The 13,076-nt window shown below is 70.4% G+C and carries 13 protein-coding genes; 6 read left to right on the top strand and 7 right to left on the bottom strand.

Features of this window, described 5'->3' with window-relative positions; genetic code table 11:
* Nucleotides 1-21 precede the first annotated feature (21 nt).
* Together ACFFR3_RS29710 and ACFFR3_RS29705 are read right to left on the bottom strand one after the other, a co-directional pair.
* Nucleotides 22-705 (bottom strand): DUF998 domain-containing protein, encoded by a 684-nt coding sequence (locus ACFFR3_RS29710; protein ID WP_345385591.1) that lies wholly within the window; start codon nt 703-705, stop codon nt 22-24.
* A gap of 154 nt (nt 706-859) precedes the next feature.
* Nucleotides 860-2,524 carry an RICIN domain-containing protein gene (locus ACFFR3_RS29705; RefSeq protein ID WP_379484214.1) on the bottom strand — a complete coding sequence of 555 codons (1,665 nt, stop codon included), beginning with the start codon at nt 2,522-2,524 and terminating at the stop codon, nt 860-862.
* A gap of 356 nt (nt 2,525-2,880) precedes the next feature.
* Between ACFFR3_RS29705 and ACFFR3_RS29700 the strand changes: the two genes are divergently transcribed.
* From ACFFR3_RS29700 to ACFFR3_RS29685, 4 genes are all read left to right on the top strand, one after another.
* Nucleotides 2,881-3,423, top strand: a complete 543-nt coding sequence (locus tag ACFFR3_RS29700; RefSeq protein ID WP_345385589.1) for an MTB12 C-terminal domain-containing protein — start codon at nt 2,881-2,883, stop codon at nt 3,421-3,423.
* 478 nt (nt 3,424-3,901) lie between these two features.
* Nucleotides 3,902-4,270: a YciI family protein gene (locus tag ACFFR3_RS29695; RefSeq protein ID WP_345385587.1), complete on the top strand. Its 369-nt coding sequence runs from the start codon at nt 3,902-3,904 to the stop codon at nt 4,268-4,270.
* 7 nt (nt 4,271-4,277) lie between these two features.
* Nucleotides 4,278-4,604: a YciI family protein gene (locus ACFFR3_RS29690; protein ID WP_345385584.1), complete on the top strand. Its 327-nt coding sequence runs from the start codon at nt 4,278-4,280 to the stop codon at nt 4,602-4,604.
* A 229-nt stretch (nt 4,605-4,833) separates the two neighbouring features.
* Nucleotides 4,834-6,198, top strand: a complete 1,365-nt coding sequence (locus ACFFR3_RS29685; RefSeq protein WP_379484213.1) for an erythromycin esterase family protein — start codon at nt 4,834-4,836, stop codon at nt 6,196-6,198.
* A gap of 229 nt (nt 6,199-6,427) precedes the next feature.
* On the opposite strand, the gene ACFFR3_RS29680 is transcribed toward ACFFR3_RS29685, so the two are convergent.
* Nucleotides 6,428-7,000: a dihydrofolate reductase family protein gene (locus ACFFR3_RS29680; RefSeq protein WP_364378604.1), complete on the bottom strand. Its 573-nt coding sequence runs from the start codon at nt 6,998-7,000 to the stop codon at nt 6,428-6,430.
* Nucleotides 7,001-7,070: 70 nt separating this feature from the next.
* Here ACFFR3_RS29680 and ACFFR3_RS29675 point away from each other — a divergent pair, with 70 nt between their 5' ends.
* Nucleotides 7,071-7,694, top strand: a complete 624-nt coding sequence (locus tag ACFFR3_RS29675; RefSeq protein WP_379484212.1) for a TetR/AcrR family transcriptional regulator — start codon at nt 7,071-7,073, stop codon at nt 7,692-7,694.
* A gap of 192 nt (nt 7,695-7,886) precedes the next feature.
* Here the strand turns inward: ACFFR3_RS29675 and ACFFR3_RS29670 are convergent, their stop codons facing one another.
* Both ACFFR3_RS29670 and ACFFR3_RS29665 read right to left on the bottom strand, forming a co-directional pair.
* On the bottom strand, nt 7,887-8,282 hold the full coding sequence (locus ACFFR3_RS29670) for a cupin domain-containing protein (protein ID WP_364378610.1): 396 nt from the start codon (nt 8,280-8,282) through the stop codon (nt 7,887-7,889).
* 79 nt (nt 8,283-8,361) lie between these two features.
* The gene (locus tag ACFFR3_RS29665; RefSeq protein WP_345385578.1) at nt 8,362-9,522 is read right to left on the bottom strand and encodes a GDSL-type esterase/lipase family protein; all 1,161 of its coding nucleotides are present in this window, start codon (nt 9,520-9,522) and stop codon (nt 8,362-8,364) included.
* A gap of 165 nt (nt 9,523-9,687) precedes the next feature.
* Between ACFFR3_RS29665 and ACFFR3_RS29660 the strand changes: the two genes are divergently transcribed.
* Nucleotides 9,688-11,763, top strand: a complete 2,076-nt coding sequence (locus tag ACFFR3_RS29660; protein ID WP_379484211.1) for an alpha/beta hydrolase-fold protein — start codon at nt 9,688-9,690, stop codon at nt 11,761-11,763.
* A 43-nt stretch (nt 11,764-11,806) separates the two neighbouring features.
* On the opposite strand, the gene ACFFR3_RS29655 is transcribed toward ACFFR3_RS29660, so the two are convergent.
* A complete protein-coding gene (locus ACFFR3_RS29655; RefSeq protein WP_345385576.1) occupies nt 11,807-12,661 on the bottom strand; it encodes a lytic polysaccharide monooxygenase in 855 nt (284 codons plus the stop codon).
* Between the two features lie 165 nt (nt 12,662-12,826).
* Nucleotides 12,827-13,076, bottom strand: a 250-nt coding sequence (locus ACFFR3_RS29650; protein WP_379484210.1) for a glycine betaine ABC transporter substrate-binding protein, incomplete at its 5' end; no start/stop codon positions are given.

Below are 13,076 nucleotides of genomic sequence, written 5' to 3'. Positions count from 1 at the left end.
CCTGGTAGTTAAGGTGATTTTTCAGGCAGTGGCACGCGCGAAGTGCAGCGACACTAGCGACAGCCAGCACCAGACCGCCACCATCCCGGCGACGAACCCGAGCGTGCTCCACGCCGCGCCGCCGCCGCTCGCGATCCCCGCGAACGACATCAGGAACGCCGTCCCGGTCACCCGCGAGTAGATCGCCCAGCCGCGGCGGCCCTCGCGGGCGAACCGGGAGGCGATGACGTAGCACGCCGCGGCCATGCACGAGAACCCGATGCCGCCGACGGCGAGGTGCGCGAGCCCGGTCGCGGTGACCGTCCCAGGGCCGTCGGGCGTCCCGGCGGGGAAGCCCAGCGCCGGGTCGGCGGGGAAGACCGCCGCGCCGATCAGGCTCACCCCGAACACGGCCACCAGCGCCGGCGCCCACCGCGCACCCCTGGGACGCGCCGCGCCCGGCCCGCCCGCGAGCGTCGTGCGCAGCCCCGCCGCGGCGGCGATCGTGAGCAGGGCCGTGACGAGGAAGTTCGCGGTCTGGATCCAGCCGAGGTCGCCGTTGGCGAGCAGGCTCCAGGAGTGCCTGGTCAGGTCGAAGCCCTCCCGGGTCAGCGCCTGGGCCAGGCCCGCCGCCACGTACAGGGGGCCGGCCGCCACCCCGAGCATCAGCAGGGGGCGGGCCGGGGTGAGGGTGGCCGGGCGGATGGTGGGAACGTGTGCGGTCATGGTCGTCGTCCTCGTGCTCGCGGGCCGCCCCTGCGGCCCTCTCACCGACGCAGCGAACGGGACGACGCGGTTTCGACAACCGCCGCGAAAAATCTTGAAGAAAAAATCGGCGGCCTCGGAGCGGAGGATCCGAGGCCGCCGGGTGAGGGGAGGGCTATGGCGTGAAGGGGGCGCCGCCGAAGGTGACCACGAGGCGGCCGTCCGAGGTGAAAGACCAGCCCAACGACCCGCTGTAGGAGGAGCAGCGGGACCCGTTCGAGCCCGTCCAGAACTGGTTGGAGCCGTCCGCGTTCCCCACGGTCTTGTCGTTGGACCCGCTGCCGCTGCGGCATGAGACGTTGTTGCGGAAGACCGACGTGCCGGCGTCGAAGGAGAAGTTGCGCTCCTCGTTGTCGACGCCGACGTTGTCGGAGATCGTCATCGTGCCCGGGTTGCGGTTGTAGGTGAAGCCGTGCTTGCCGTTGCGGTAGGCGATGCTGCGCCGTACGACGTGATCGACCTTGATGTCCTCGCCGCCGAGCTTGTACCCGTTGCGGTCACCGTTGCCGGCCTGGCTGCCGTCGCTGAGCGTCCCGTTGTCGTACGCCAGCGAGTCCTCGATGGTCACCGGACCGATCGCGCCGGTGTCGCTCTTGGTGTAGAGGTCCCAGCCGTCGTCGATGTTGTTGCGGGCGACGGCGTACCTGAAGACGTTCCCCGAGCCGACGGTGAGCTTGGCGGCGAAGCCGTCGGCGTCCTCACCGTCGGAGTCGGCGTTGTCGTGCGACAGCGCGGTCAGGACGAGGTTGTTCGACGGCCACCGGTCGCGCGGGGTGTCGGAGGCGATCCTGGACAGCTGCAGGCCGGTGTCCCTGTTGTAGCGGGTGACCGTGCGCTCCAGGATGTTGCCGCTGCCGCCGACGAAGATGCCGTTGTCGCCGGCCCGCTCCACCACGATGCCGTAGATGTGCCAGTACGACCCGTTCACCGCGAGCCCCCGGTTGGCCGAGTTCTCGCTCTGGGCGGAGAAGTTCAGGATCGGCGTCTCGCCCGGGTATGCCGAGATCTTCTTGCGGGCGCTGGAGGTGCCGTTGTTGCCCGGTGCGATGGTGATCGTCTGGGACGGCCGGTACGTGCCGCCGCGCATGTAGATCGTGCCGCCCGCCGCGATGCGGGTGATGGCCGAGGTCAGCGTGGTCGGATCGTCCTGGGTGCCGGACGCGGAGTCCCTGCCGGCGGGTGCGACGTACAGCGTGTCGCTTGTCGGCGGCGGGTCGGTCGGGTCGGGATCGGGGTCGGGGGTGCCGTTGCCGGCCGCTCTGAGCGTCCACTGTTTGGTGGCCGCCGAGTCGCACGAGTTCTGCTGCAGCAGGGCCCCCGACGAGGTGGAGTTGTCCTTGACGTTGAGGCACTTGCCGCCGTTGGCGTTGACGACGCGGTAATCGGCGCCCGACTCGGTCAGCCGCCACGTCTGCGAGGCCGCCCCGGTGCACGTCTCCTGCTGCACGGCCTTGCCCGCGCTGGTGGAGGCGTCGCGGACGCCGAGGCACTTGCCGCTGTGCGCGGCCTTGATCTGGTGGCCGGCGCCGGAGGCGGTGATGGTCAGCACCTGTCCTGCGGCGTCCGAGCAGGCGTTCTGCACGAGTTGCACGCCGTCGCCCGAGCTCTGTCCCGGTACGGTCGCGCACAGGCCGCTGGCGCCGTTGACCAGGGTGTAGTCGCCGTTCGACGGGGCCGCGGCGGCGGAGGTGTGCGCCGCGGTCACCAGGCCGCCGGTCGCGATGAGGCCGCCGGTCAGGATGACCGTGAGCCTTCTGGTCAGGGGTTCGTTCTTGCGCACGTCCCAGCTCCATTCGTACGAGGGGGGCTTCGTCTCCGTGCGTGCGCCGCCCGGTGAGGCGGGAAGGCGGTCGCGCGCGGGGTCGCTGGTATTGCGATGACAACCGGTTGCAGTAACAGTGACGTTACACAGCTGAAACGTCAATACGTGCTGGTAAAACTGCAAACGGTTCGCGGGGTTCGCCCTGGTGACGTCGCCGTCGCTGCAACAACCGATTGCAATGTTCACGCATCAGGGGGCGTACGCGCGCTGTGGCGCCTGGGGACACGTGGCCGCCGTGCTTGGCTAACCTCCGGCCGTCCTCATACCGTCGTGCTCATGCGTACTGAGGTCTCGAGGCCGAGACCGTGACAGCCATGAAGGTCTGCGCCGCCCTGGGAGCGGCCGCGCTCCTGGCGGCCGGCTGCTCCGGCGAGCCGGAACCGTCACCCATCCCGAGCCCGCCAGGCGGCACCACGACCACCGGCTCCGCGTCGCCGTCGCTGAGCACGCCCACCCCGACCGCGCCCGCCTCCCCCAGCCCCACCGTGACGGTGCCGGCGAACCCCGCACGGGCCGAGGGCGAGATCAGACGGGCCTGGGAGACGTTCTTCGACGAGCAAGGCTCGACGGCGGCCAAGGTCAAGGTCGTCGAGAACGGCGAGATGAACGAGCTGATGGTGCAGGCGTTCGGCGAGGACGAGCGGTTCGGCCACGTCACCGGCCGGGTCAGGAACGTGCGCTTCGACTCGCCGACCAAGGCCCAGGTCTCTTACGTGCTGCACCGCGGCGAGCGGACCCTGCTGTCGAGCAGGCGGGGCAAGGCCGTGCACCAGGGCGGCCAGTGGAAGATCGCGATCAGCACGGTGTGCTCGTGGGCCAAGTACGGCGAGGACGTCCCGAAGGCGGCCGCCTGCTAGCAAAAGGAAGGGGCCGGACGCTTGCTCGCGTCCGGCCCCTCGTGTTGTGTCATGTGGTCGGCCACCTCGGTGACCTCCGCTCAGCGGCGGCGGCGCCGACGACGGGCGCTCTGCCCCGCGCTTCCACCACTGTTCCTGCCCGGAAGCGGCTGCGGTGGCCGGGCGGCTGTGAAGCCCATGAGACCGAGGTAGTGCAGCATCGCCATGACAAACCCCCGTTTATATAGCGAGTGCGGTACGTCGTACCTGCACACATTGATGCGAACACCTAGCCCAACCCGGCGGTTCTCCCGATCCTTCCCGTCGAACGCCTCCCCGCGGATTCGTGACCAGGCTTTTGCCTCCCGACCACCTGCTTCTCCCGCCTCGGCCCGCCCCTTAGATTTGTTGGCTCCGGCATGTCGAAGCCGTCCCCGCCGCTCCGACTACCTGGTGAGCGGCGCCGACGGCGGCGCCGCAGTCCGACGAAGGAGACGACATGAAGTTCCTGTTGATCATGCACGTGAACCCGCAGGTGTGGGACGGGCTCACCGAGGAGCAGCGCGACGCGGTGATGAACGGCCATGGCACGTTCATGGAGACGATCAGGAAGTCAGGCGAGTTCATCGAGACCGCCGCGCTGGGCGACGTGTCGGAGAGCGCCGTGGTCCGCGTCCGCGGCGGCGCCCCCGTCGTGACCGACGGTCCCTACCTGGAGGCCAAGGAGTACTTCGGCGGCTACTACCTGGTCGAATGCGACAGCCGCGAGCGGGCGCTCGAACTGGCCGCGCTCATCCCCGACGCGTCGGTGGAGGGGCTCGGCATCGAGGTGCGCCCGGTCGTGTTCTCGGCGACCGGCGAGGACTGAGCGGGCGGTGCACTTCGTCCTGACCCTGCACCGCCCGCATGGGGCCGGCCTGGGCCGCGCCGCGTTCCTGGCCGCGGCGGGGGAGGCGGGCGAGCTGGTCGGCGAGTACGCACTCGCCGACCCCTCCCTCGGCGTCGTCGTGCAGCTCCTGCACGGCATCCCCTCCGTGACCGGCGTCCCGCACCCCCGCCCCGGCACCCCCGCCACCGCGCAGTACGTGATCGACTGCGAGGACCGGGAACGCGCCGTGGAACTGGCGGCGCTGCTGCTGGGCGGCGGGGACGGCGACGTCGAGGTACGGCCCGTCATGAAGGCGGCCGGGCTGGAGATGTGACACCGGGGCGGCCCTGGAGCGGCCCTGGAGCGGCCGATGACGTGTGCGGCCCTGGCTCGGCTGATGGCGAGGTGGTCCTGGCCGCGATCTGTGATGCCGGATGAGGACCTGGGTCCATACCCCGGGTAACCGCAGGTCTAGTGTCGCGTTCGGCGATCTGGACCTTCGCACGCTCACGGTGGACCTCGGTCCGATGCCGTGCCGGGTCACCCTGGTGTGGACTTCATCCATGATCCGACACCCCCGCAGACTCGACCGCCGGGCCACGCCCGGGCGCGTACGCACGTTCCTCGGCGCCGTCACGATCGCGGTGCTGGCGGCAGGCTGCGGGGGTGTGGACACCTCGCACGTGACGGCCACGGCTGTGGTGCCGCTCGACCGGGCCCCGCTCACCGACGCGGCCGCCGCCCGGGTGGTCGGCATCGGCGAGGCGACACACGGCAACCAGGAGTTCGTGCAGGTCCGCAAGCAGATCATCCAGAAGCTCGTGCGAGAACACGGCTTCCGTACGGTCGCGCTGGAAGCCGACTTCGGCGGCACCGCCGCAGCCGCCGACTACGTGATGGGCGGCCGGGGCAGCGCCGAGGACGCGGCCAAGGCGCTCGGCTTCGACATCTACCGCACGCGCGAGACGGCCGACCTGCTCAAGTGGCTCCACGACCACAACGAAACGGCCGCCGACCGCGACAAGGTGCATCTCTACGGCTTCGACATGCAGCGCTACGACCACAACAAGCAGCGGCTGCTGAGCTACCTCGCCGACGTCGACCCCGCCCAGGTCAAGCCGGTACGCACGGCCCTAGCCGACCTGACCGACGCGAACAGACAGACCCTGTCGGGCGAGAGACTGACCACCGCCGCCCAGGCCGCCGAGCAGGTGGTCACCCAGCTCAAGACCAAGCAGCAGACCTACGAGCGAGCCGACTCGCAGGGCGGGCGGCAAGCGCAGGAGCGGGCCGGCTCGGAAGCCGGGCGGCGGGCGTACGATCGGGCCGGCTCCGCCGACGCCTTCGCCCTGGCCCTGCACCACGCCGAGACGATCCAGCGCAGCGCGCAACTCCAGACCTCCGGCAACGACTACGCCCGCAAGCGCGACGCCTGGATGGCCGCCAACATCGCTTGGATCACCGACAGGGAGGCCGCCCAGGGCAGGAAGAAGGTCATCGTGGCCGGTCACGACGGCCACATCGACAAGAGCGGCGCCGCCTTCTCGTTCCCGTCGATGGGACCGCGGCTGGCCGAGACGTACGGCGACGACTACTTCGCGATCGGCACCGACTTCGGCACCAGCACCTTCATCAGCCGCGACGACGGCAGCGGCGAACGCCGCCGGTTCACCGTCACCCACGACGCCCCGCTGGCCAAGCTGTTCGGCCGCGAGCCGATGGGCTACCTCAACTTGGCCGAGGCGGCCGCCGCCGATCCGGCCAACCGGCGGCTGCTCACCTCGGAGGTCCCGATGGGCAGCGTCGGCGACGGCTTCCGATCCGTCTACACCGCAATGAGCTGGACGTACACGGTGAAAACCGTCCCCACGAAGGCGTACGACGCAGTGGTCTTCGTCCCCAAGGCCACTCCGGTCTCCCCGCTATGACCAGGACACACCCCCGACGACAGCTCAGCAACTCGCCAACGCCCGTCGGTGGCCGGAAAACGCAGGACGCTCGGCGAAACCGCATGATCGCGCGAACGCTTGAGCGCTCGGCGCGCTCCCGGACCTTGCCCCCTCTCGGCCCCCAGAACCTTCGCACCCTCAGCAGCCCGGCAGTCCGGCCCCCGGCACCCTCAGCAGCCCAACACCCTCAGAGCCCTGCTCAGGGGGGTCAGGACCTTGTGAACCAGGTGACCTGGGCGCCGTTGCTGAAGGTTTCGCGGTGGGTCGGTGTGAACAGGGTGGGGGAGAAGGCGCCGTTGAACAGGGGGACGCCCGTGCCCGCCACCACCGGGTAGCTCTTGATGATCAGCTCGTCGATCTCCGGGAGCAGGGACGCGGCCATCTTGCCGCCGCCTCCCAGGTAGATGTCCAGGCCGGTGTCCTCCGCCTTGAGCCGGCGTACCAGTTCGATCGGGTCGCCTCGCTCCACCCGCACGGTCGGGTCGTCGATGGTGAGCGTGCGGGAGACGACGTACTGGCGCAGGTGGGCGTAGGGGCTGGTGGTGGGCACGTCGAGGGCGGGCTCGTACGTGCCGCGGCCCATCACCATCGTGTCGAACGCCTTGTTCGGCACGTCGTCCATGCCGAAATGCCGGCGGATGTGGGTGGGGATGGTCTCCGGATAACGCTCGTTCATCCAGGCCACCATGTCGTCAGGCGCGGGATAGAAGTCGAACTGTGCCTCGGGCCCGGCGATGTAGCCGTCAATGGAGGCGCCCACGTAATACACGAGCTTTCGCATTAAGTCACTCCTTTTGTAGTACTATGTGTGAAGTGGTTTGAAGGTAGTACTACAACTGGAGTGGTGTCAAGTGCGCAAAAACCCCGAGCGGCGTCAGGCGCTGATCGACGCGGCCATCGAGGTGCTCGCCAGGGAAGGGGCACGCGGTCTGACCTTCCGCGCCGTCGATGCGGAGGCAGGCGTGCCCGTCGGCACCGCGTCCAACTACTTCGCCACCCGCGACGACCTGTTCACCCAGGTCGGCGGACGCATCTACGAGCGCCTGCTGCCCGACGAGACCACCGTCGCCCGCAACCGCGAAGGCGTCCAGGACGAAGCCCGGTTCGCCGAGCTCATGCACGAGCTGGTGGACCGCATCTCCGCCTTCAACTCCGGCTACCTCGCCCTGCTGGAGCTCCGCCTGGAGGCCACCCGCCGCCCTGAGCTACGCGCCGTCCTGACCAAGCGCATCCGCGAGGACATCGACGCCAACATCAGCCACCACACCGTCTCGGGCCTCCCCGGCGACTCGGCGTCCGTGGTCCTCCTGTACCTGGCCCTCAACTGGCTGATCGTCGAACGCCTGACCCTCCCCGAGATCTTCACCGACCGCGAGATCCACGACCTGATCGACGTCGCCGTCCGCCGCCTGCTCACCACCACCCCACCCACACCGGCCCCCGACACCGAAGCAGGCCAGGGCGGTGCGGGCTGACCTACGAGTCGAAGCGCCAAGCAGGCAGGCGTCGTGCTCGTCGCCATGCTGGCACCCGGTGAGCAGCCGGGACGACTGGCGCTGCTCCCGACCGACGGCTTCGCGTCGAGGCCCTGCGGCACGGGCCTCGCGTCGGTGGTTGGCGTGCGTGGGGCTTGGTGGCGGGTGTGTCGGGTCATTGGCTCGTTGGTGTCAGTAGCCCATCATGTCGTTGGTGTTGGCGGACCCGGTGGTGGGTGCCTTGGCGTAGTTCGCGGCGCCGCCTGCGAAGTCGTACATGATGCACTGTTCGTCCCCCACCACCCAGGCGTCGTGTCCGGGTGGGCAGACGAACAGGTCGCCCGGTCCGATCTCGGCTTCGGTGCCGTCGTCGGCGTGCAGCCGCATGCGGCCCTGCACCACGAACGCGGTGTGGTGCACCTGGCAGGAGTCGGTGCCCGCGATCGGCTTCACGGACTCGGACCAGCGCCAGCCCGGCTCGAAGGTGGCCACGCCGAACGTCAGGCCGGACAGGTTGCAGACTTCCAGGTGCCCCCTGGGGAAGTCGCGGCGCTCGTCCGGCTTGTCGATGTTCTTGACCTCGATCATGACGTCCCCCTTCCGTCACTTTCAGTCTTTCACCGCACATTCCCCCTCACAAGCCGCTGACCTGCACATTTCGGAGGGCTTAGCGGGTGGCGAAGGGGGAGCCGGGAGGGAAGACGAGGCGGGAGAAGTTCTCGCTGATGCGGCGGTGGCCTTCCTCGCTCGGGTGCACGTCGTCGGGCAGCGGCAGCTCGGCGTTGTCGGGCTCGCCGTACAGGTCGCGGCCGTCGAGGTAGTGCAGGTGCGGGTCGTCGGTGGCGCGTTCGGCCACGATCGCGGCCAGCTCGCGGCGGACGACCTCGAGGGTCAGGTGACCGGACGCGACAGCCGCCGGGTCGCCGGTGGGGCGGAAGCGTACGGTGCCGTCCTCGAACCGAACGGTGAGGGGCCCCGGCGTGCGCTCCTGGATCGGGCACAGGATGGCCGACACGACGAGCAGCGGCGTCTCAGGATGACCTTCCCTGATCGTGTCGAGGAACCCGTGCACGGCGGGGACGAAGGCCCGCAGCCGCAGGGCGTCGCTGTTGACCAGGTTGATGCCGATCTTCACGCTGATGAGGTCGGCCGGGGTGTCGCGCATCGCGCGGGCCGTGAACGGATCGAGCAGCGCGCTCCCGCCGAACCCCAGGTTCACCAGCTCGACCCCGCCGGCGGCGGCGGCCAGGGCGGGCCAGATGGCGGTGGGGTGCAGGGCGTTGGAGCCGTGGCTGATGGAGCTGCCGTGGTGCAGCCACACCCGCCGCCCGTGCGGCCGGGCCGGGGCGACCGGCGCGTCCGTACGCAGCGCGGACAGCTCGGTGGTCTCGTTGTGCGGGAGCCAGATCTCGACGTCCTTGTCGCCGGCGGGCAGCCCGGTGAAGCGGGCGGTGCCGGACGGCCCATCGTGCACCTCCACGGCCCCGGTCGCGAAGTCGGCGACGCGCGTGCGACCACCCGGCACGGTGGCCTGGGCGGCGAGCCGGCCGTCGATCATCAGGTCGTAGACGCCGGAAGGCGGATCGGGCAGCCCGCGGTAGGCGCGCTTGGTGGGCAGCGCGTCCAGTTCGATGGTGGTGGCGGCGGTGCGGAAGGCGAGCCGGACGCCGGACGGCTGGCTCTCGGCCATGGCGAGCTGCTCGTCCGGGATCTGCCTGCGTGCTCGTGCGGGCAGCCGGTGGGGGAGCAGTCCGTACGGGGTCCGCTCCACATCGAGGGCGCCCCGCAGGAGGCCGGGGGTGACGGGAGTGGTGATCAGTGCGTTCATCGCCTCAAGCCTGACGAGGGGAAACAAGAAGTTACACCTATTATGCATGAACTTAAAGGCATTAAGCATGGATGGAAGAAACGGACAGTTGACAGCACACCCCCCGCCCCATGAAACTCTCCCGAAACATGAGGCGCGTTCGGTAAACGTTTACAGGAGTGGTCGATGCCCGTACCCCGATGGATCACCGCCGGCGCGCTCGCCGTCGTGTCCGCGCTCACCCTGACGGCCGGCCCCGCCCAGACCGAGGCGCGGACCGGCGGGACGATCGCCACCGCCGCCGCGCCCTCGAAGGCCCTGGGCGAGGACATCGCCTACAACGTCTACCTGCCCGCCGGATACGACCGGAGCAAGGACCGCCACCCCGTGCTCTACCTGCTGCACGGTCGCGGCGACAGCATGCAGGCGTGGACGCGGGTCAAGACGACCCTCGACGACATGATCAGGACCAAGCGCATCCCGCCGGTCATCGCGGTCATGCCGGACGCCCCGTGGAGCGAGCGCGGCAACTGGTACGTCGACTCCCGCTACACCGGCGACGACCTGCCGGGCCGTCCGGTGGAGACGGCGCTGACCAGGGACCTCGTCGCGCACGTGGACGCCACGTACCGGACCGCGCCCATCAGGCAGGCCCGCCTGGTCGGCGGCTACTCGATGGGCGGCGCGGGCGCCCTGCGGTACGCGCTCGCGCACCAGGACCTGTTCGGCGCCGCCGCCGTGCTCAGCCCCGCCGTCTACACGCCGCTGCCGCCGTCGGACTCCTCGGCCCGTGACTACGGCGCGTTCGGCGAGGGCGAGGAGAAGTTCGCGGACGCGATCTACAAGAAGCTCAACTACCCGGCCCTGCTCGAAGACCTCGACCCCGACCTGCCGGTACGGATGTTCGTGGCCGTCGGCGACGACGAGTACGCCAACCCCGACCCGGCCGACGCCCGCCACGACCTCGACTTCGAGTCGGCCGCCCTCTACAACGCCGCCCGCCGCTCGCCCGCGATCTCCGCCCAGCTCAGGGTCCTGGACGGCGGCCACGACTGGGACGTCTGGACCCCCGCCTTCGAGCAGGCCATGGCCGACCTCGGCCCCGGCCTCAGCGTCGTCCCGCCGGCGGGCCTGCCCGCCCCGCTGCACGGCACGTCCGCCGTGGACTGGGCGGGCGGCGTGGCCGCCGCAGCGGACGGCACCTTGACGATCGGGTACGCCACCGCCGAGAACGGCGACCTCGACGCCGTCGTCACCAGGCCGGGCGGCTGGACCCGGCGCATCGCCACGCCCGCCGACGAGCGTCTGTACGGGGTCGTGCCGCTGCCGGACGGCGGCGTGCTCGCGGCCGGCTACACCAAGGGCGACCTGGACGGGAAGCACGCGGGCAACGGCACCGACGACGCGTTCGTGGTCAGGCTCGGCCCGGACGGCGAGGTCCGCTGGACCACCCAGTTCGGCGCGCCGGACGCCGCCGACCGCGTGTACGGCCTGGCCGCCGCCCCCGACGGAGGCGCGTACGTCGCCGGCTACACCAAGGGCGCGCTCGACGGCGTCAACGCCGGCGACAAGGACGCCATCGCCGCCCGCCTGAGCCCCGACGGCGAGGTGAGGTGGATCCGCCAGTACGGCGGCCCCGGCGAGGACAAGGCCACCGGCGTCGCCGCCGCGGCCACGGGCGTCTACCTGACGGGCAGCACCACGGCCGCGCTGCCCGGCACGACCGCGCGTGGCGGCACCGACGGCTGGCTGGCCGCGTACACCGCCGACGGCGCCAGGACCTGGGCCGCCACCGAGGGCGGCAGCGGCGACGACCGGCTGAACGCGGTCACCGTCACCACCGCCGGCCTGATCGTCGCGACCGGCGCCACGTCGGGCGACGCGCTCACCGTCGCCTACACCGACCGGGGCAAGCGCCGCTGGGAGCACCGGCTCGCCACCGCCGCCGCCGACGAGGGCGCAGCCGTGGCCGCGCTGCCGGGCGGGGAGATCGCGGTCGCCGGGTACACGCGGGGCAAAGTCGGGGTGCCGGCGGGCGGGGCCGACGTGCTGACGCTCCGCCTGGACGCGAAGGGCGCCCAGCGCGCCGCCGCCCAGCTCGGGACCGCCAGGGACGACGGCGTCGACCCGTTCGCCGAGCCCAACCTGTACGCCGCGGCGACCGGGCAGGGGAAGGTGGCGATCGCGGGGCTGACGTACGGCACGCCTGACGGCGGCCGCGCCCTTGGCAACGGCGACGTCTTCCTCGCCACCGTCCCGTGACGAGGGCGGCCGCCCTCAATGCGGCCGCCCTCGATAAGTGAGGTCAGACGCGCTTCCAGAGCGCGGGCACGTTCGGCGGCTCCCAGCCGGCGAGCGAGGTGTGCGCCTGGATGCACTCGTACGTCGAGCCGCTGTACGTCACCCGGTCGCCCACCCGGTACGCCTTGTTCGCGCTCCACGTGCCGCCGGGGTTGGTCGGCGGGTTCGTGGGCGTCGGGGTCGGGGTCGGGGTGGGCGTCGGGGTGGGCGTGGGCGTCGGGTTGGGGTTCGGGGTGCCGCCCCCGCCGAAGTCCACGTCCGAGCAGGTGTAGAAGGCCTCGTTGCTGCCGACCACGCGCTGCCAGATCGAGTAGAGGATGTGCCGCCCGGTCCGCTGCGGCAGGTTGATCGACCAGTTCGTGAACGTGGTCGGGTTCTGGTTGTTGAACGTCCTGATGTGCACCAGGTCCGACCACTTGAGGGGCATGGTCGGGTTCCAGCCCTCGCGGGTGATGTAGAACTCGAAGTTGCTGTTGGCGTGCGGGGCGGTCGCGTGGTACGTCAGCGTGAAGGTGCCGGGCCGCACCTGCGTGGCAGGCCAGTCGGAGCGCTGCAGGTCGAGCCCGCGGTACTTGTCGCGGCCCGCGCTGCAGAGCTTGCCGTCGGGGATGAGCTCGCGGTGCCTGCCGCCCGCTTCGAGCAGCGAGACCTCGTTCCAGTCGTAGAACGCCTGGGTGCCGCCGGCGGCCACGGCGGCCTTGCAGGCGGCGGACTTCGGCGACTCCGGGCCCTCGTTCTTGCAGACGTAGACGCGGCTCGGGGGGTTGGACATGGTGCCGTGGGCGTTGGCGGCGGATGCCGGCAGCAGGACCAGCATTCCGGTGGCCGCCGTCACGGTCGCGATCGTACTCTTGCGCACCTGCGCTCCTGGGGGGTGAGACAGGATTAAAAAGGAAACCTTCCTAAGAATTAACGATTTCTGACTCACGCGCAAGCCGTTCCAGTCAATGGACCGGTCCGGACACGCGAACGGCCCGCGCCGGGCGAGGCGCGGGCCGTTCCAGGAAGACGGTCAGGAAGACGGTCAGGCGGGCGAGCCCAGGAAGCCCTCCTTGCTCAGCCACTCCTCGCTGACCTTGTCCGGCTCCTTGCCCTCGACGTCCACCTGCGCGTTGAGCTGCTGCATGGTGTCGTCGTCGAGCTTGTCGATGACCGGCTGGAGCACCTTCTCCAGCGCCGGGTACTTGTCGAACGTCTCCTGCCGCACGGTCACCGCGGCGTTGTAGACCGGGAAGAACTTCTTGTCGTCCTCCAGCACGGTGAGGCCGAGCGCG

It is taken from the genome of Nonomuraea salmonea, assembly GCF_042428605.1.
Lineage (GTDB): Bacteria > Actinomycetota > Actinomycetes > Streptosporangiales > Streptosporangiaceae > Nonomuraea > Nonomuraea salmonea.
Note: the sequence above shows the minus strand (reverse complement) of the source record. Positions and strands in the feature narration are given on the sequence as shown.